Genomic DNA, 16,944 nt, shown 5'->3' with positions numbered 1-16,944 from the left:
TTAATTTGAACACTCGTTTAATGTGGAGCCTGTGGATCCAGAGCACCAGGGCCGTCGACGGCCGGCCGAGCGCCCGGAGCCGGGGCAGGCATCGCAGCGCCGCCCCGGCTCGCACGACCCGGAGGGCAACCGCCAAGCGGTCCTCGAAGCGGCCCGGCGGCTTTTCGGCGCGCACGGGTACAGGGGCGTGGGAGTCCGTGCCATCGCGGCCGAGGCCGGAGTGACACCCGGCCTCGTGATGGCGTACTTCGGTACCAAGGACGGCCTGTTCCGTGAGGCGGTGGCGGGCGGAACGGGCGTCACCGGTGACGTGCTGTCCGCCATGTCCGCCGGAACGGGTGAACTGCCCGCGGCGCTGGCCCGCGCCTACCTCGACCGGTGGGACCGCCTGCCGGCCGACGATCCCTGGCCCGCCCTGATCCGCTCGGCCCTCAGCCATCCACCGAGCGCCGAACTCCTGCGCACGATCCTGGAGAAGCAGGTCGGCGAGCCCCTCGCGCGCCTGCTCGGCGACTCGGCCGGCGCGGACGTGCGTGCCGCCGTCGTCCGGAGCGTCCTGTTCGGCGTGATCATGGAGCGCTACCTCTTCGCGCATGAACCGGCGGCCTCCGTCCCGGCCGGGGAACTCGCCCCGGCGCTGACGGATGTGCTTGTCACCGCTTTCGGCGACGCCCTCGACTCCGTACCCCCGCCTGCGCAGGACGGGGCGGCGGACGGCGGGGCGGCCTCCGGTCGCCTTGCCCCGGCCGCCCCGACTCCCGTACGCCCCGCGGACTTTCGTCCGGAGGGCCCGGGTCCGGCGGCGGACGCACTTCCCGCCGCACTCTTCGCGCAGCTCGACGCATGTGCCGCCGCCCATCAGGAACTGATCGGCAGAACTCTTCGCGAGTACGGCGTCAGCCTGCCCGCCTACGACGTGCTCGCCGCGCTCCGCGATGCGGGGGAGCCCTACCGGCGGACGACGGGTGAGGTGGCGGCGGCCGGCCGGGTCCGCGCGGGTGGCCTCACCCAGCATGTGGACCGTCTGGAGGCGGCGGGCCTGGTCGAGCGGGAACGCGACGCGGACGACCGCCGGATCATCCGGCTCCGCCTCACCCCGGAGGGTCTGGAACTTGCCGACCGGGTCCACGCCGTGCGGTCGGCCCAGGAGCAGGAACTGCTCGCAGGTCTGAGTACGGCGGACAGGCGACGGCTCGCCGGTCTGCTCGGTGCGCTGGGGAGCGGCGTGCAGGCCCGTACCCAGGCGCGCTGAAGCCGAGTGTGCTGGCCCGCGGTGTTGTTGACGCGGGGGAGGGGTGGTCGGCCGCGCGGAGGGCCGACCGGCGGGCGGGCCCGCCCTGCCGGGAGGCCACGGCTTCAGGCCTTCCGCATGCGGTCCCGTATCTCCGGCCGCGCCTCGAACCCGGCCGCCCTGTACGTGGCGATGCCACCGGCGTTGGAACTCGGCGTGCGGACGCGCACGCCCGACGAGCCCATCCCCCGCAGCGCGGCCGCCCCGGCCACGGTGATCGCCCGGCCGTAGCCGCGACCACGGTGGTCCTCGTGCACGCCCATCGGCTCGACCAGCCCCGGCTTCCCCGGACCGGCCGACCACACCTTCACCACCGCCGCCACGTTGCCCCGGTCGTCGTAGGCGCCCAGGCAGCGGGCTTCCCGCAGCGAGGCCACGGCCTCGCGGACCCCGTCGACCGCCGGCGTTCCCAGCACAATCGTCATATCAGGGATCAGACCCCCCGACCGCGAGGCCACGCAACCGATCAACCGACCCAGTAGTGCCCCAGCAACCGACTCAGCAGTGCCCCGGCAGCAGCCCGGCCGAGACCTCCGCCGCGCAGAGGTCCGGCCCCGCAGGCCGTCGCCTCGGGCCCGCTCGCTCATCCGCCGCGTGGAGCGCATGCGTCGGCAGTCGCAGGGCAGGAGGCCGGAGACCGCGGCTCCAGTGGCGCCGGACAACGAGCAGGTCGAACCTGAATGAGGTGGGCACGCGCCTGGCGATACGAGCGGGATCCCGAACCTGTCAGTGCCCCCATGGAGGATTCCGATGACGACCGCTGCCGCACGGCCCGCCGATTTCGGGAACCTGTGGACGCTGCCGGGGGTCTACGCTCCGCAGGCCGATACCTACCTGCTCGCCCGGGCTCTTCACCGCGAAGGGGTCACAGCGGGCATGGAAGTTCTCGACGTCTGTACCGGAAGCGGCGCGCTCGCTCTGCTGGCCGCGCGGATGCGCGCCCGGGTGACAGCGACCGACATCTCCCGGCGTGCAGTGATGACGGCACGGATGAACGCCGCCCGCGCCGGCCACCGCATCCGGGTGATGCGCGGGGACCTCACCGGGCCGGTCGCCGGTCGGCGCTTCGACCTGGTGACGAGCAACCCGCCGTACGTGCCCACACCCCTGGAACACCGTTCCCGCCCCCATGGGTCCGCGGTCGCCTGGGACGCCGGACTCGGCGGACGGCAGGCCCTTGACCGCATATGCGCCCACGCACGGGACGTGCTCCGGCCGCACGGCGTACTGCTCCTGGTGCAGTCCGGGCTCTGCGGTGTCGAGGAGACGCTCAGCAGAATGACGGATTCCGGCCTGAGTTGCTCCGTGACGGAGCGGTCCTACGTGCCCTACGGGCCCGTGATGACCAAGAGGCTGCCGTGGCTGTCGGATCAGGGCCTGGTCGACGCCGACGACGACGCAGAGGAACTGGTGGTCATCCGTGCCGAACGAAGCTGACCGAGCCAGGCGTGTGACCGTTGTCCGCGACGGTCCGGTTCTCGTCGAGGGGCCGGTGGAAATCGTCCAGGAGGACGGCACGACCGCCACCTCCGAACGGTTCGTCGTCGCGGTCTGCACCTGCCGCCGCAGCCGCGCGTACCCCTGGTGCGACACCAGCCACCGCCGCCGTACGAAGTCTTCCGGCAGCGCCGGCCGCGAGGGCGGCGACCGGACTCCCGGAAACGACCCGAAGGGCACCCATGACGGCGACCACCACTGAGCACAGCCCTGCCGGCCCCGCCGTGCCCTGCCCCCGAGGGCCGCTCTCGGCCGGTCTGTACGCTGCCCTCGCATCGCCGCAGCACGCTCCTCCAGGGGTGGACGAGGCCGCAGCCGCGGATCCGTACGGGGAGGATCTGCAACTTGCCCTCTACATGCTCTACGAGTTGCACTACCAGGGGTTCGCCGCAGTCGCCGAGGACCGTGAATGGGACCCGGCACTGATGCCGTTGCGCCGGGCGCTCGAACGGCGGTTCCTCGATGCTCTGCGGGCCGATGTTCCTGCCGGACGCTCCGCTGACGAGGCCGTCGGAGAACTGCTGGTCGAGCCCGCGGACGATCGTGGCAGTGTCGCCCACCACCTCGAGCACGAGGGAGAACGGTGGCAGATGCGCGAGTACGCCGCCCTGCGCTCGCTCTACCACCTCAAGGAGGCGGACCCGCACGCCTGGGTGATCCCCCGGCTGCGCGGGCGGGCCAAGGCCGGCATGGTCGCCATCGAATACGACGAGTTCGGCGCCGGGCGGGCCGAGAACATTCACGCTCATCTCTTCGCCGAGCTGATGGACGACCTCGGCCTGGACACCGGCTACGGCCGTTACGTGGAGGCGGCGCCCGCCCCCGCGCTCGCCGTCGTGAACGTCATGACGCTGTTCGGCCTGCACCGAGCCCTGCGGGGCGCGCTGGTGGGCCATTTCGCATGCGTGGAGATCACCTCGTCGCCGGGTTCCCGCCGGCTTGCTGCGGCGATGCGGCGCATCGGCGCCGGGCCCGCGGCCGAACGCTTCTACACCGAGCACGTGGAGGCGGACGCCGTCCACGAGCAGGTCGTCAGGCGAGAGGTGATCGGCGGGCTGCTCGCCGAAGAGCCGGGCCTGGACTCCGAGGTGGCATTCGGAGCCGACGCCACTGTGTACCTGGAAAGCCGGCTGGCGTCCCATCTGATGGCGGCCTGGCAGCTCGGGCGGTCGGCGCTGCGCGACGGCGAGGGCTCCATCCGGCTGCCACACTGAGGCTTCGGGCTCGTGGAGCGACGGTGATCACCAGTGTCCGCGCCGCTGCGCGAGCGGCACGGCGAGCCGGCTTGTGCGTCGCACGTCGGGCAGGCCTCCTGCCCGCTCACTTGTGATTGCGGAGGAAGGCCGGGATGTCAGCCCGGGTCGGGTAGTCGGGCAGCGGTGCGGGCTCGTCCTGGAGGAACGCGGTGATGACGGCTGCCGCTCGTTGGTCGTTGCTCCCCAGGCCGTTCCACATGTGGTGGCCGACGCCGGGCATGTACTGGGTGCGTTGGATGGCGGGGTTGTCCGCGAGGATGGTCGTCGCCCACTGCCGGACCTGGGAGGAGCACTCGGCGATCATCAGCATCGCGGCTGTCCGGGAGCGCCTCAGCTGAGGAGTGATGGAAGCGGAGTCTTTGATCGTTTGCTGGACACGAAGGCTGGCGGCGGCGCTGAAGGAGAAGTTGTGCGCCGTGTCCTCGACCGGGATGCGCCGCGCGTCCCGCGCGCAGTAGGCGGACGCGGTGTCGCTGCCGAGGTCGGCGGCGGTGAAGGCGTTGTCGCCCTCCGCCTGTCCTACCAGCCCGTTGTCCGGACTGAGCAGTCCGAGCCGCATGAGGCCGAACGCGACCGCGTACCGCGGGACGTGTGTGGAGCGCGGTCCGGTCACGGCCGGTGCGATGCCGCGGGCCGACGGTCGGCCCTTCTGCCCCGTGATCCGGGCGGTGGGGCCGTCCATCGGGCCCGGCTCGGCGACGACCGCCCGGCGCAGGTGCGCGGCGGTGGCCGGGTCGGCCAGCGCGCGGGTGAGCACGACCGCGCCCGAGGAGAATCCCAGCACGTCGACGCGGCCCCTGCCGAGCTTGCCGACGAACGCGCCGAGGTCATGCACGGACCGGGTGATCGAGTACTGGTCCATGGGCAGCAGGTCGCTGCGTCCGCCGCCGGCCTGCTCGTAGGCGTACACGTCGTAGCCCTGTCCCGCGAGCCGTTGCAGGAAGCGGTGGTCGAGCAGTGAGATGCCGCGCACCGGGCCGCCGTTGAGGTAGACGAGCGGGACGCGTTTGCGGGGGCTGTTGCCGGTGGGCGGGTAGTGGTAGACCGCGACCCGGCTGCCGGTGGACAGGCGCCAGTGCTCGGTGGTCACGAACGACAGGGCGGGCGGGTGTTGGCGCGTCGTGGGGACGGTGGGGACGCACACCGACAGCGTCAGGGCCGCTGCGACGAGCACCGGCAGTAATGGCATCATCCGTCCCCGCCAGGGGCGGCGGCGGCCGCGCCACATCGCCGCGGCAACCGCGATCCCGACAGCCGCTGACCATGCGGCCAACCCCGATCCCGCGCCGTCGGTGGCGACGATCAGCGCCACGAAGACGGCGACCAGCCCCACCACCGCGGCGGCGACCGCCAGGAGGCGGCCGACAAGGCGCAAGGAACGTATGACGGACGGCGGCATGATGAGCTCCCCAGAGTTTTGGAACGCTGTTTTGAAACGATGTTATCAGGGCGGATAGACTGCTTGCCATGGGAAGACCGAGGACGAACGACGCCGCCGTCAGAGAACGGCTCATCGCATGCGCGACCGAGATGTTCGCCACCCGTCCCCAGGAGTCGGTCACGGTTCGCGCGCTGGCCACCGCCGCCGGAACGTCGACGGCGGCGGTGTACACCTTGTTCCAGGGCAAGGACGGGCTGATCCGTGAGGTGCGCGACCAGGCGGTCGCCGGCCTGTTCCGGGACCTGACGGCTGTTCCCGTCTCGGAGGCCGCCCTGGAGGATCTGTACGCGTTGGCCGCGGCATATCGCCTCTGGGGACGCGAACACCGCCACCTGTACACGGTGCTGTTCGGTGGTGCGCAGTCCTTCGTGCCGTCGGCCCGCGTCGGCGACCGGGACCCGGTGCGGCCGCTTGTCGCGGCGATCGACCGCGCCGTGGTGGGCCACATCCTCGCGGGCGACACCACGCAGATCGCCGTCTCGTTGTGGGTCGCCCTGCACGGGCTCGTGACCCTCGAACTCGCCGGCAGCCTCGACGGTGCCGTAGCCGAGACCGCGTTCCGGTCAACGATTGATGCCGTCCTGCGCGGCTGGGCAACTCCCGCCGCCTTCGCTGCCCTTCGACGTACGGACCCGGCGCTGTAAGGCCGTTGCCGGGGGGCTGTCCCGCAAGGAATTGCGGGACAGCCCTGAGGGCAGGGCGGCCGGCCTGGGGGCTTCAGGCCGGGCCGGACCGGCCATGCGTCGGCCGGGCTGCGGGTGCTCCCGGCGCGGTGCGGGGGCCGGCGGATGGGGTTGTTGTTGTCAACGGCTGCTCGTGGAAACCTCGTTCGAGGTGGCGACCGCATCTGGATCGGTGGAACGTTGCGGCCCTTCGGGGCCTTCCGCGGCCTTGGACCTCGCCAGCCACAGGCCGGTGAACACGGCGGCGGCCAATGTGATGGCGCCGGCGGCGAGGAAGGCGCTGTTGAGACCGGCCTCGAAGGAGGCGCCGCCGGACTGACGGGAGCGGACGATGGCTCCGAGCAGCGCCACGCCGAGCACCGCGCCGATCTGCCGGGTGGTGCTGCTGATTCCTGATGCGAGGCCGCCTTCCTGCGGGCTGACCGCTTGGATGGCGGCTCCCGTCAGTGGGGACAGGGTCAGGGCGAAGCCGGTGCCGACGAGTCCCAGCCGCCACCACACGCTCTCGTAGCCGGTGTCGGCGTGCACCGTGCCGAGCGCCACCAGCCCTGTTCCTGCCAGGGCCAGACCGGTCGTGACCACAATTCGGAAGCCGTGCCGGGCGGCGAACCGGCCCGCGAACGGACTGACGATCACCATGGCGAGTGAGAGCGGGAGGGTCTGCAGGCCGGCGCGCAGGATCGAGCTGCCCTGGACGTACACGAAGAACTGGGAGAAGAAGAACGACGAGCCCATGAGCGCGAACCCGACCACGACCATGGCGGTGTTGGACACGGTGAACAGCCGCTCCCGGAACAGCCGCAGCGGCAGCATCGGAGCGGAGTGACGCGCTTCGACGGCGACGAAGGCGGCCAGGAGGAGCACCGAGGCGGCGAAGCTGCCCAGGATGACCGGTGACGTCCAGCCGCGTGCACCGCCCTCGATCAGTCCGTAGGTCAGCGCCCCCACCCCCAGGACGGACAGCGCCGTGCCCGGGATGTCGATCGCGGGGGCGCTCGGATTGCGGGACTCGCCGAGGTGGCGCAGGCCGAACAGCAGAAGCACCATGCCGATGGGCAGATTGACCAGGAAGATGGCGGGCCAGCCGAAGGCTTCTGTCAGCACTCCGCCGGCCACAGGGCCTGCGGCCAGACCGAGGCCGCTGAATCCGGCCCACAGCCCGATCGCCTTCATTCGTTCCTGCGGCACGGGATGGGCAGCGGCGAGCAGGGCCAGCGACGCGGGGCTCACTGCCGCGGCCCCGATGCCCTGCAGCACCCGGCCGGCGACCAGCCAGCCGACCGAGGGCGCGAGGCTGCACAGTACCGACGCGGCGGTGAACACCGCCACACCGGTCAGGTACACCCGCTTGCGGCCGAACCGGTCGGCGAAGATGCCTCCGGACAGCAGCAGCATGGCGACCAGCAGTACGTACGCGTCGACGATCCATTGCAGACCGGTCAGCTGAGTGTGCAGCCGGTGCTGCATGTCGGGCAGCGCCGCTCCAACGATCGTGTTGTCGAGCAGAACCATGAACTGGCCCAGGCAGGTCACCGTGAGCAGCGCGGCCCGGCTTGATCGACTGCCTTCTGTCGCATGCGATGCGGCGATGGGGATTCCTTTCAATCATCAGGTGCGCCCTGCCGTGGTCGACGAGGGTGGCGATGCACCCGTGCGCTCTAAAGCAGTCGGTGACTGCGTTAGTAGACTATAGGGAGGGCTCCACGCAAACGCAAGTACTGACTGCGTTAAGGTGGAGGTATGAACGAGCGACAGCAAGCCCGGCGGCCCGGCGGGCGCAGCGCCCGCGTCGGCGCGGAGGTGCACCAGGCCGTCACCGACCTGATCAGCGAGCGCGGCTACGGCAACTTCACCGTCGGCGAGGTCTCAGCACGCGCGGGCGTGGCCGACAGCAGCATCTACCGCCGGTGGGGCAACCTGGAAACCCTGCTCACCGACGTGGCGCTCACCCGTCTCAACGCGCAGTCACCGATGCCCGACACCGGGAGCCTGGCCGGCGACCTGCGCACCTACGCGGCCAACGTGGCCCGCGAGATCACCGGACCCGACGGTCTGGCGGTGGTGCGCTTGGCCGTCGCCCTGTCCGGCAACGGTCAGCAGGGCCTTAAGGCCGGTGACGACCTCCGCGCCGAACGCATGCGCCAACTGCAGACCATGCTTGACCGCGCCTGCGAACGTGGCGAACAGGCACCCGACGCGTTCACGGTGCTGGACCACATCCTGGCCCCGATGTACATCCGCGTCCTGTTCGGCATGGTCCCGCTCGCCCCGGACTACGTCGACGGGCTGGTCGACCGATTGCTGTGACCCGACCCATCCCCGGGGGTCAGCCCTCGGTCGTGGTGTCAGGGCTCCGTGAGGTGCGGGTGCCGCCCCGGAGTCGGAGACGTTCTCCCTGTACGTGCATCCACGACAGTGGTCGGCACCTGCGGCCCCGGCCCTACCGCCGGTACGAGGTCCTGCACGAGCCCGCGGACCTGGGCCGCCCGGGTGGACCGGTCGCGGCTGACCACGACGCCAGCACTGGACAACTCCGAAGCGGAAGCGGCCGACACGCGAGTGCTGCCCCACGCACCGTTCCGGCTGATCATCGTCCACACGCGCGGCGAGCCTCGCCCGCCCCGCGACACCGAGGCCATCAACGAAGCAGCCGCCCGTCCGGCGGTCCTCGCACCGGAACACGCCACCCCTGCCGGACGGCCGGGGGAGTGGCGTGCGAGGTTCGCGGCTATCGCCCCGCAGACCGCAGACCGCAGACCGCAGACCGCAGACCGCAGACCGCGGACGGCATCCGCGTCACCCACGGCACCACCACGGTGCAGGTCGCCCTCGCCTCGGCAGCCGGCGGAGCCCGGACGATACTCCGCTTCGACCAGGAGCACCTGGCAAGAGCTGAGGTGCGCGAACGGTAACGGGCGCACTGGCAGCGCGTCATGGACCAGGTCGCTACGCCCTCGACCGGCAGTGACGACGGCGTGTGACACCTGACGAGGCCGACGAGCACCATGACTTCGGAACTCCTCCCACGGACGAGGGGTGCACCAGGGGGCGCGCGGCCATCCGCATGCAGGGCCGCCACCCGGTAGAGCCGGCGGCCCAGCAGCGCGCCATTCGGTCAGCGACCGGGCACCGTCTCCCGGGTGGCCGCGGCCGGTACGGGGCCCGCGGACTTGGCTTTGGCGTGGTTGTGTACCAGCAGGCAGGCGAGTGCTCCGGCCACGACCACGGCGATCGGCAGGATCGCGGTGACGTGCATCGTGGCGATGAACGCGTCGGCGTACGTCTTGCCGGCGGCCGACTCGGCAGCCAGCCGGCCCTGCAGCAGGGCCCCGATCGCCGCCGCGCCGATGACGGAGCCGATCTGACGGATCGTGTTGTTGACGCCTGAGGCGGCGCCTGCCAGCCGGGGCTCGACGTTCCGCATCGCCTCGGTGGACATCGGTGCGACCACGCAGCCGATTCCCAGGCCCGTGACCACGGTCGCCGGGATGAACGCGTACCAGGGGGTGGCCACCCCCGCGATCAGTACGATCGCGAGCATCCCGGTTGCGTATAGCGTCAGTCCGGCCACAAGCAGGTATTTGCCGCCGATGCGGTCGGAGAACCGTCCCGCGAACGGCCCGACGGTCATCGACACCAGCGAGGACGGGGCGAGCACCATTCCGGCCTTGATCGCGCTCATGTGCAGTACCGACTGCAGATAGAGGTTGAACGGCAGCACCAGGCCGATCATGGCCATCGACACCAGCGCGACCAACACGGTCATGACGGTGAAATTGCGGTCGCGGAAGAGCGTGAACGGCACCAGCGGCTCCTGGTCCTGTTTGCCGCGCTGGTGCAGCAGGAAGCCCGCGACGAGCGAGGCGCCGGCGGCCAGCAGTGCCCAGATACCGGGGCCCCAGTGGTAGTGCTCGCCCTCCTGGAGGCCGAAGGACAAACAGAACAGCGCCGCTGTGGCGATAAGCACGCCCATCACGTCGAAGCGGTGCTTGCGGCCGTGGCGGATGTCGGGGACGACCAGAAAGGTGAGGGCGAGCGCGGCCAGGCCGATGGGCACGTTCACCAGGAAGATCCAGCGCCAGCCGACCGTGGAGACCAGGAGGCCGCCCAAAGTGGGGCCGGACAGGGTGGCGAGACCGGCGACCATGCCCCAGATCCCCATGGCGGCACCACGCCGCTGGGCCGGGAAGACCGAGATGATGAGGGTCATTGTCTGGGGCACGAGCAAGGCGGCGCCCAGTCCCTGGACGGCGCGGGCGGCGATCAGCGCGGCGGGGCCCGCGGCGATCCCGCACGCGATGCTGGCCAGGGTGAAGACAGCCAGCCCCGCGACGAAGAGATTGCGCGGCCCGAACAGGTCGCCGAGGCGGCCGGCGGTGATCAGCAGCACCGCCAGGACCAGTGCGTAGCCGCTGACCACCCAGAGCGTCTGATCGAGCGAGGCGCCGAGCCCGTCGATCATCTCCGGGATCGCGATGTTCACGATCGTCAGATCCAGCAGGGTCATGAAGAACCCGAGTGAGAGCGTCACCAGGACAGCCCATGGGTTTGCATGCCATTTCCGCACGGAATCCACCCCTTCGCCGGTCCCGGAACTTCCGGGACCCAACCATGACGCTATTTCATCCAACTCGATACATCAAGATAGATGCATCCAGTTCGATGTATTGTGAGGGTATGAATGGAGTAGAGCTGTTCCTGCTGGGGCGAACCCTGATGAAGATCGGCGAAGAGGCCATGCCGGAGCCGGAAAGCGGTGGCGGAGGCCACCCCGGTACTGTCCGGTCCGTCTTGATCGCGGCGAGCGACATTGCTGCCCACCCGGACAGTGCCGTCGGTGAGATCGCCGCGCGCACCGGCCTGCCGCAGAGTCAGGTGTCAACCGCCGTCGCTCGCCTCAAGGAGGCGGGCGCGATCACGACAGCACCCGACCCCGCGGACCGCCGCCGCCTCTTGGTCCGGCAGTCTCCCGACCTCTCGGGCCGAGTGGCACAGGTCCGGGCGACCACGATCGACGACGCACTCGCCAAGGCGCTCGGTGCCGGCGACCCGCAACGGATTCAGGAAGTCGCCGATGCTCTTGGCGTACTCGCCCGACACCTGACTCCGCAGGCGCTGGCCAACCTCCGCCCATAAGTGGGCGAGGAGCGGTCGGGCGCGGTCGCGCGCATCAATTGGCCGGTCAAGCCCCCTTGAGGGCTATGGGGCTGAGGGCATTCAAGCGGGGGCAGGATGGCCGACTCGGACGGGGGAGTGCAGACGGGAGCAAGGGGGCCATGGGGGTCTGGCCCGTTGCACGGTGGAAGGACACCATGCCGCCGGAGAGCACCACTCTGACGCCCGGGTCGGGGTCGAGGAAGCGTGCCGGCGTCGCTTGCAGGTCTTCTTCCCCTGATACTGGTTGTCCTGTGTCGGCGAACCATGAGCGAATGTCACCGAACATTGGCCATTGGGTAGTTCTTGCCGTCGAAGTCTGACCGCCCGGGGAAGTGCAGGTCAGGGTTCATACTTTCGCGAGCTGATGGCCACCGCCCGGTACCCCGCTCGGAACGTCCAGAGGTATCCGGTAGCGCCCTGGATGCCGGCCGGCGCATGGTGTTGCGACGACCGGTTGAGTCCAAGCAATACATCAGCCAGCAATTCGTCTCCCTGGCAGCAGAGTTCGGGGTCCGGCTGTCGGTCGGCCGCACCGGCCAGTGCTGGGACAACGCGCTCGCCGAGTCGTTCTTCTCGACCATCAAACGCGAACTGCTCGGCACCTCCGCCTGGCCCAGCCGGGCCGCCGCCCGCACCGCGATCTTCGATTTCATCGAATGCTGGTACAACTTGCACCGACTGCACAGCAGCGTCGGCCACCTCAGCCCCGCCGAGTACGAGACCGCACTCGCAGCCTGACCACCACACCAATGGCGTCCGTCGAAGCGGAACAAGCACACCCAGGCGTTCTGCAACAATCTTTAGCTTGACTCTGTCGGGGATCTTGGAGTGGTCGAGGTCAGGTGCCCAGGGTTCGCCAGGATTTCAGTCGGGGCAGCTCGCGCTGGTCGAGGTAGTTCTGGAAGGCAGTCGGTCGGCGGGGTGCAGGTGCGTCCTCAGCAGGTGGCAGTTTGCTGAGGCGCTCGATGTTGACGGCGATGGCCGTCAGGACGTGCTGGATGTGGGCTTTCCCCTGTCCTCGGTAGCGGCAGCGTCGCATGCCGTGTCCGTGGGCGAACTCGTTGACCGTGCCCTCCACTCCGGAGCGGATCGCGTAGCGGGCCTTCCATTCGGGCGTCTGCTGCTCTGTTCGGACACGGAGTTGCAGATCGCGGAGTTCTCGCGGGGGAAAGCCCACCGTGCGGGCGCTGTCTGCGGTGCTGGTGCACTGCGCGCGGGTTGGGCAGGGGCGGCACTGACTCTTGGTGAACCTGGCCACGATCAGCGGAGCCGCGGTGGGTGAGGATGTCGGGTAGGGGCCGTGCCAGCCGGCGCTGACCTGTCCCTGGGGGCAGGTGACCTGTTGGCGGTCGTAGTCGATGTGGAAGTCGTCCCGGGCGAAGCCCTCGTTCCGACGGTGCTGGCGGGTGGGGTTGCTGTTCAGCGGCCCGGAGACGGTGACCTGGTGGTCACGGGTGGCTTGTTCCAGGTGGGGCAGGGAGGTGTAGCCAGCGTCGACCAGGTGCTCGGCGGGCAGCAGTCCGCGACGGGCCAGGCGGGTGTGGATGCCGGGCAGGACCTTGCTGTCGTGGGTGGTGGCCGCGGTGGTGGCCACGTCCGTGATCACGTTGGGGCTGTCGGGAGCACAGGTCTCGGTCAGGTGAGCGGTAAACCCCTTCCAGCTGATGATGTGTCCATGGCGTGCGTAGCGGGCCGAGGTGTCGTAGGGGGAGACGATCGCCCGGGACGAGGGCGGCAGTCCGGGCCCGTCTTCCTTTTCGGCGGTGCGCCAGCGCAGGTGTCCTGCGGTGTCATGGTGGTAGTTCTGCACGATGATCTGGCGCAGGGCCTGGACGCGAGGGCCGGACGCGCGGCCTGCTCCGTGCTGGTAGAGGTGTTCCAGGAGCCGGACAGCATCATTTCCGGTGGCAAGGATCCTAGTCTTGGGCCTGGTGGGGTTCTTGCCCAGGCGGACCGGCCGCCCGTAGCGGTGCCCCCAGTCCTCGTCGACCAGTTCGTCCAGCAGGTGAGGGGCGGTGCCGGCGACTTCTTCGAGTGCGGCGCGGACCGCCTCGGTGATCAGCTCCAGGCGGGTCAAGTCGCGCACCAAGGCCAGGACGTGGGTGGAGTCGGTTCGCTGCGTGGTGCGCTCGCGCACCAGTCCGGCCTCCTTGAGGCGGGTCAGCGCGAGGTCGAGGAGGCGGTCGGCGCGGTCATCTTCGGCGAGACGGTCGCGGAAATCGGCCAGCACGCTGTGGTGGAAGCCGGGGTCATCCAGCTCCATGGCCATCGCGTACTTGAAGTCGATGCGGCAGCGGACCGCCTCGGCGGCCTGCCGGTCCGACAGACCGAGCAAGAACTGCAGCACACAGACGGTGGCCAGTTGAGCAGGCGAGAGACCCGGACGCCCGTCACGCGGGTACCAGTCCGCGAAGTCCTCGTCGCACCACAGCCCATCCAGCCGATCGCGCACCCATATCGCCGTCGTGCCAGTTGGGTTGCTCGCCCGCGCGATCCGCGCAGTCAGAGGCGGAACTTGCTCACCGGAACGGGGGCGAAGGGACAACGGGCACCTCGACAGCTGCATCGGTCGGCGGAACTATCCGAGCATGCCCGTCGATCGTGCTGCCGCACCGGGAAACTCCAAGATCCCCGACAGAGTCCAAGTTTAGGGCGTGTTGCGATAGTGGGGATAGGTTCCGGCCCGGGCTACGGGCCGGTGCTCAGCGAGGTCCAAGTCCCGTTCGACCGTCGAGTAGTTCGCGGGCGATGTCCAGATGCCCGGCGTGACGCGCGGTCTCTTCGATGACATGCATGATGATCCCGCGCAGGTCGGCGAGTTCGTCTCCCAGCGGTTCGGGATGGCGGCCCTGTGGGGGGCCAGACAACGGCGTGCGGGCTATCACCGCATCGGAACGGCGGCACTGGTCGTCGTAGAAGGCGAAAACCACCTTCGGCTCTCGCGGTGTCGTCAGGGGGGCATGGTCATCGGGCCATGGCAACGGCTCGGCCGCTCCGGTGACGATCTCCTGGAGCCAGTGCCTCTCGGCATGCCCCAAATGTTCTATGAGTCCGAGGGGCGTCCAGCCGGAGGGCAGAACCGCCGTGGTCAGTGCCTGTGTGTCAAGCCCGTCGACGATGGCCAGCACGCTGGCTCGCTGTGCCGCGAGGAAGGCCAACAGAGTCTTCTTTTCCGTGCGATCTGACTTCATGGGCGCATGGTTGCAGTAGCCACTGACAACCGCGGCAGCAGCCGGCCCACCACGCGACGACGGAGGGGCATAGCCACTCGTTGATGGCAGCGACGAGGACGGTCGCCTCGTATCGGACCGCGAGTTTGTCGCAGCGCGTGGCGACAGCGCGGTTTCTCTTGAGGCGGTTGATCTCGCACTCGGCGGCGTGACGCTCACGGTGTTCAATCGGGTCGAAGCGCGGTGGCCGGCCGCCGTGAGATCCGAGCTTTTGGCGGTTGCGGGCCTGATCAGCTTGTCGGGGATGGTGCAGCGTATGCCGCGGCGACGCAGGTAGGCACGGTCCTTGCGGTACGCGTACCCCTTGTCCGCGCGGACCCGATCGGGGCGGACACGTGGCCGGCCCCGCCCGATGCCAGGCACGCGGACTTTCTCCAGCACGGGCTCGAACTGCGGTGCGTCGCCGCGCTGCCCAGCCGTGACCACGATCGGCATGAGCTTTTGGCCTTGCGCGATAGCCAGGTGCAGCTTGGTCGTGAACCCGCCGCGCGAGAGTCCCAGTCCGTGCTCTCCGGGCTCGATGAACACACCGCCCGGTGGTTCCTTCTGCAGGTCGCCCCGCTTGCGGGCCCCTGCGGCAAGCTGCTGGGTGCGGCACACCGTGGAGTCGGCGCTCAGGTGCCACGTGATCGCACCCTTCGCGTTGGTCAGGGCCTGAAGCCGGGTGAGGATGTGGCTCCAGGTGCCGTTCCGCTGCCACCGGCGGAACAGGTCGTAGACCCGGCCCCACGGCCCGCACTCGACGGGCACGTCCCGCCACGGAACACCGGTCCGGACCCGGAACCGGATGCCGTTGATCAGTTGCCGCAGAGGCCAGACGGGCGGCCGCCCCGCTTTCGTCCCCCTCGGCAACAACGGTTCCAGAGTTGCCCACTGCTCGTCCGTGAGATCTCCCCGGCCCATGAACCGTGATCATTCGAGCACGATCGCGTGAACTGCTCTCCGCCGGAGCGGGATGCTCGGCGTTGATGCGCTGAGCAGCCTCGAGCTGGTCCTTCGAGACAACGATGCGGCAGGCGGCCGATGGACGGCACCCGCGGAACGTCTCGGCTCCTGCCAACCCCGCACGGAGAAGGCTGCGGACGGCATAGGGTCTGTAGCGCGGTTGGTCAGGGGCACGTCAATCGGTGCCCAGGAAATCGGATAACGGAGTATTCCGCTGTGACGGATATGCACAACGAGGAAGTGCTCGCCCGGATTGCCAAGGGGCTCGTCTACACCGAGTCGGAAGCAGCCTTTCAGGCCCCTCTGCGCCGCACGGAGCAGATCTTCGAGTACAACCTGACGCCACCGAGCAAACCGGAGAGGCGCCGGTCGCTGCTCACCGAGATCCTCGGTTCGGTCGGTGAACGCACGGTGCTGTTGCCACCGTTCCACGCTGGGTTCGGCAGCAACGTCCACATCGGCGACGACTTCTTCGGGAACGTGAATCTGACGTTCGTCGATGACGTGGAGATTCGTATAGGCGACGGCGTCATGATCGCTCCCAGCGTGACCCTGACCACGACGGGGCACCCGGTGCATCCCGCACGCCGAGCTGACTTCGGTCGCTTCTCCGAGCCGATCGTGATCGAGGACAAGGTCTGGATCGGCAGCAACGTCGTGGTCCTGCCCGGCGTTCGTATCGGATACGGATCCGTCATCGGTGCCGGCAGCGTCGTCAGCCGCAGCATTCCGCCGATGACCATTGCACTCGGAACACCTTGCCGGGTGGTCCGCCACATCACGGACGAGGACCTCACCACACGCACCGCCGGAAGCGAGATCGGCTAAGGGCTTGCAGGGAATTAACCTGCTGTCGAACAGCCGGCCTGAAATGTGGTGTCAAGACTGGCAACACGCAACTTATTCTTCTGCAAGCCCTAAGAACTCCTAACGAAATGATCTTCGAGGTGATTGGATCGCTCCGGGACTGATGATCCGGGGGTGCGGGGTGGCTCGGCCGAAGCCGTGGGAAGTCGATGACGAGTTGTGGGCGGTGATCGAGCCGCTGTTGCCCAAGGTTGAGCGCCGGGCCCGGCACCCCGGGCGCAAGCGGCATCCGGACCGGCTCGTGTTCCAGGGCATCCTGTTCGTCCTGCACACCGGAATCGCCTGGGAACACCTCCCGCAGGAACTCGGCTTCGGCTCCGGCATGACCTGCTGGCGCCGACTGGCCGAGTGGACCGAGGCCGAGGTGTGGCCGCGACTGCACGAGGCCCGCCTCGTCAGGCTCCGCAGCGCGAACGCCCTGGACTTCTCCCGGGCGGCCGTCGACGGCTCCCATATCCGCGCGTTAAAGGGGGCTCCAAGACGGGACGAAGCCCTGTTGACCGGGGCAGGACGGGCAGCAAGCACCACCTGATCACCGACGCCACCGGCATCCCGCTCGCCGCCACCCTGACCGGCG

Annotated in this window: 15 protein-coding genes and 3 pseudogenes; 11 read left to right on the top strand and 7 right to left on the bottom strand. The window is 69.3% G+C overall.

All coding sequences use genetic code 11. From position 1 onward, the window contains the following. Positions 1-31 precede the first annotated feature (31 nt). Positions 32-1,252 (top strand): TetR/AcrR family transcriptional regulator, encoded by a 1,221-nt coding sequence (locus JGS39_RS09375; RefSeq protein WP_219568297.1) that lies wholly within the window; start codon positions 32-34, stop codon positions 1,250-1,252. 104 nt (positions 1,253-1,356) lie between these two features. On the opposite strand, the pseudogene JGS39_RS09370 reads toward JGS39_RS09375, so the two are convergent. Then, positions 1,357-1,653: pseudogene (locus tag JGS39_RS09370) on the bottom strand (GNAT family N-acetyltransferase); the annotation flags it as partial. A 388-nt stretch (positions 1,654-2,041) separates the two neighbouring features. Here JGS39_RS09370 and JGS39_RS09365 point away from each other — a divergent pair. Genes JGS39_RS09365 through JGS39_RS09355 form a run of 3 tightly spaced genes read left to right on the top strand, consistent with a single transcriptional unit; the run spans position 2,042 to position 4,002 of the window. After that, a complete protein-coding gene (locus tag JGS39_RS09365; RefSeq protein WP_219568296.1) occupies positions 2,042-2,728 on the top strand; it encodes a HemK2/MTQ2 family protein methyltransferase in 687 nt (228 codons plus the stop codon). Positions 2,729-2,741: 13 nt separating this feature from the next. After that, positions 2,742-2,990 carry a CDGSH iron-sulfur domain-containing protein gene (locus JGS39_RS40690; RefSeq protein ID WP_306084089.1) on the top strand — a complete coding sequence of 83 codons (249 nt, stop codon included), beginning with the start codon at positions 2,742-2,744 and terminating at the stop codon, positions 2,988-2,990. Continuing rightward, positions 2,971-4,002: an iron-containing redox enzyme family protein gene (locus JGS39_RS09355; protein ID WP_219568294.1), complete on the top strand. Its 1,032-nt coding sequence runs from the start codon at positions 2,971-2,973 to the stop codon at positions 4,000-4,002. The genes JGS39_RS40690 and JGS39_RS09355 overlap by 20 nt, the downstream gene beginning before the upstream one ends. A gap of 106 nt (positions 4,003-4,108) precedes the next feature. Here JGS39_RS09355 and JGS39_RS09350 read toward each other — a convergent pair whose 3' ends face one another. Further along, positions 4,109-5,419, bottom strand: a complete 1,311-nt coding sequence (locus JGS39_RS09350) for an alpha/beta hydrolase (RefSeq protein WP_236065705.1) — start codon at positions 5,417-5,419, stop codon at positions 4,109-4,111. Positions 5,420-5,511: 92 nt separating this feature from the next. Here JGS39_RS09350 and JGS39_RS09345 point away from each other — a divergent pair, with 92 nt between their 5' ends. Beyond that, entirely contained in the window at positions 5,512-6,129 is a 618-nt protein-coding gene (locus JGS39_RS09345) for a TetR/AcrR family transcriptional regulator (RefSeq protein WP_219568292.1), read from the top strand. 159 nt (positions 6,130-6,288) lie between these two features. Here JGS39_RS09345 and JGS39_RS09340 read toward each other — a convergent pair whose 3' ends face one another. Beyond that, positions 6,289-7,758 carry an MFS transporter gene (locus tag JGS39_RS09340; RefSeq protein WP_308120285.1) on the bottom strand — a complete coding sequence of 490 codons (1,470 nt, stop codon included), beginning with the start codon at positions 7,756-7,758 and terminating at the stop codon, positions 6,289-6,291. Positions 7,759-7,908: 150 nt separating this feature from the next. Here JGS39_RS09340 and JGS39_RS09335 point away from each other — a divergent pair, with 150 nt between their 5' ends. Further along, positions 7,909-8,475, top strand: coding sequence for a TetR/AcrR family transcriptional regulator (locus JGS39_RS09335; protein ID WP_219568290.1), 567 nt, complete (start codon positions 7,909-7,911; stop codon positions 8,473-8,475). Between the two features lie 401 nt (positions 8,476-8,876). Further along, positions 8,877-9,080, top strand: coding sequence for a hypothetical protein (locus JGS39_RS09330; protein ID WP_236063143.1), 204 nt, complete (start codon positions 8,877-8,879; stop codon positions 9,078-9,080). A gap of 203 nt (positions 9,081-9,283) precedes the next feature. Here JGS39_RS09330 and JGS39_RS09325 read toward each other — a convergent pair whose 3' ends face one another. Further along, entirely contained in the window at positions 9,284-10,699 is a 1,416-nt protein-coding gene (locus JGS39_RS09325; protein ID WP_308120280.1) for a DHA2 family efflux MFS transporter permease subunit, read from the bottom strand. Positions 10,700-10,845: 146 nt separating this feature from the next. Here JGS39_RS09325 and JGS39_RS09320 point away from each other — a divergent pair, with 146 nt between their 5' ends. Further along, on the top strand, positions 10,846-11,304 hold the full coding sequence (locus JGS39_RS09320) for a MarR family transcriptional regulator (protein WP_219568342.1): 459 nt from the start codon (positions 10,846-10,848) through the stop codon (positions 11,302-11,304). Between the two features lie 456 nt (positions 11,305-11,760). Continuing rightward, on the top strand, positions 11,761-12,063 hold the full coding sequence (locus JGS39_RS09315) for an integrase core domain-containing protein (protein WP_372456136.1): 303 nt from the start codon (positions 11,761-11,763) through the stop codon (positions 12,061-12,063). A 100-nt stretch (positions 12,064-12,163) separates the two neighbouring features. Here JGS39_RS09315 and JGS39_RS09310 read toward each other — a convergent pair whose 3' ends face one another. The 3 genes and pseudogenes from JGS39_RS09310 to JGS39_RS09300 all read right to left on the bottom strand — a co-directional run. Beyond that, complete coding sequence (locus JGS39_RS09310; protein WP_308120279.1) at positions 12,164-13,777, bottom strand: IS1182 family transposase; 1,614 nt, start codon at positions 13,775-13,777, stop codon at positions 12,164-12,166. A 250-nt stretch (positions 13,778-14,027) separates the two neighbouring features. Further along, on the bottom strand, positions 14,028-14,516 hold the full coding sequence (locus JGS39_RS09305) for a DinB family protein (protein WP_219568287.1): 489 nt from the start codon (positions 14,514-14,516) through the stop codon (positions 14,028-14,030). 70 nt (positions 14,517-14,586) lie between these two features. Then, positions 14,587-15,458: pseudogene (locus JGS39_RS09300) on the bottom strand (IS5 family transposase); the annotation flags it as partial. A 267-nt stretch (positions 15,459-15,725) separates the two neighbouring features. Between JGS39_RS09300 and JGS39_RS09295 the strand changes: the two are divergent. Next, entirely contained in the window at positions 15,726-16,328 is a 603-nt protein-coding gene (locus tag JGS39_RS09295) for a sugar O-acetyltransferase (protein ID WP_236063146.1), read from the top strand. A gap of 142 nt (positions 16,329-16,470) precedes the next feature. Beyond that, positions 16,471-16,944, top strand: a pseudogene (locus JGS39_RS09290) (IS5 family transposase); the annotation flags it as partial.

This window comes from Streptomyces poriferorum (assembly GCF_019399235.1).
In the GTDB taxonomy this organism is placed as follows: Bacteria; Actinomycetota; Actinomycetes; order Streptomycetales; family Streptomycetaceae; genus Streptomyces; species Streptomyces poriferorum.
The sequence above is the reverse complement of the archived record's forward strand: the minus strand, read 5'-3'. Positions and strand labels throughout refer to the sequence as shown.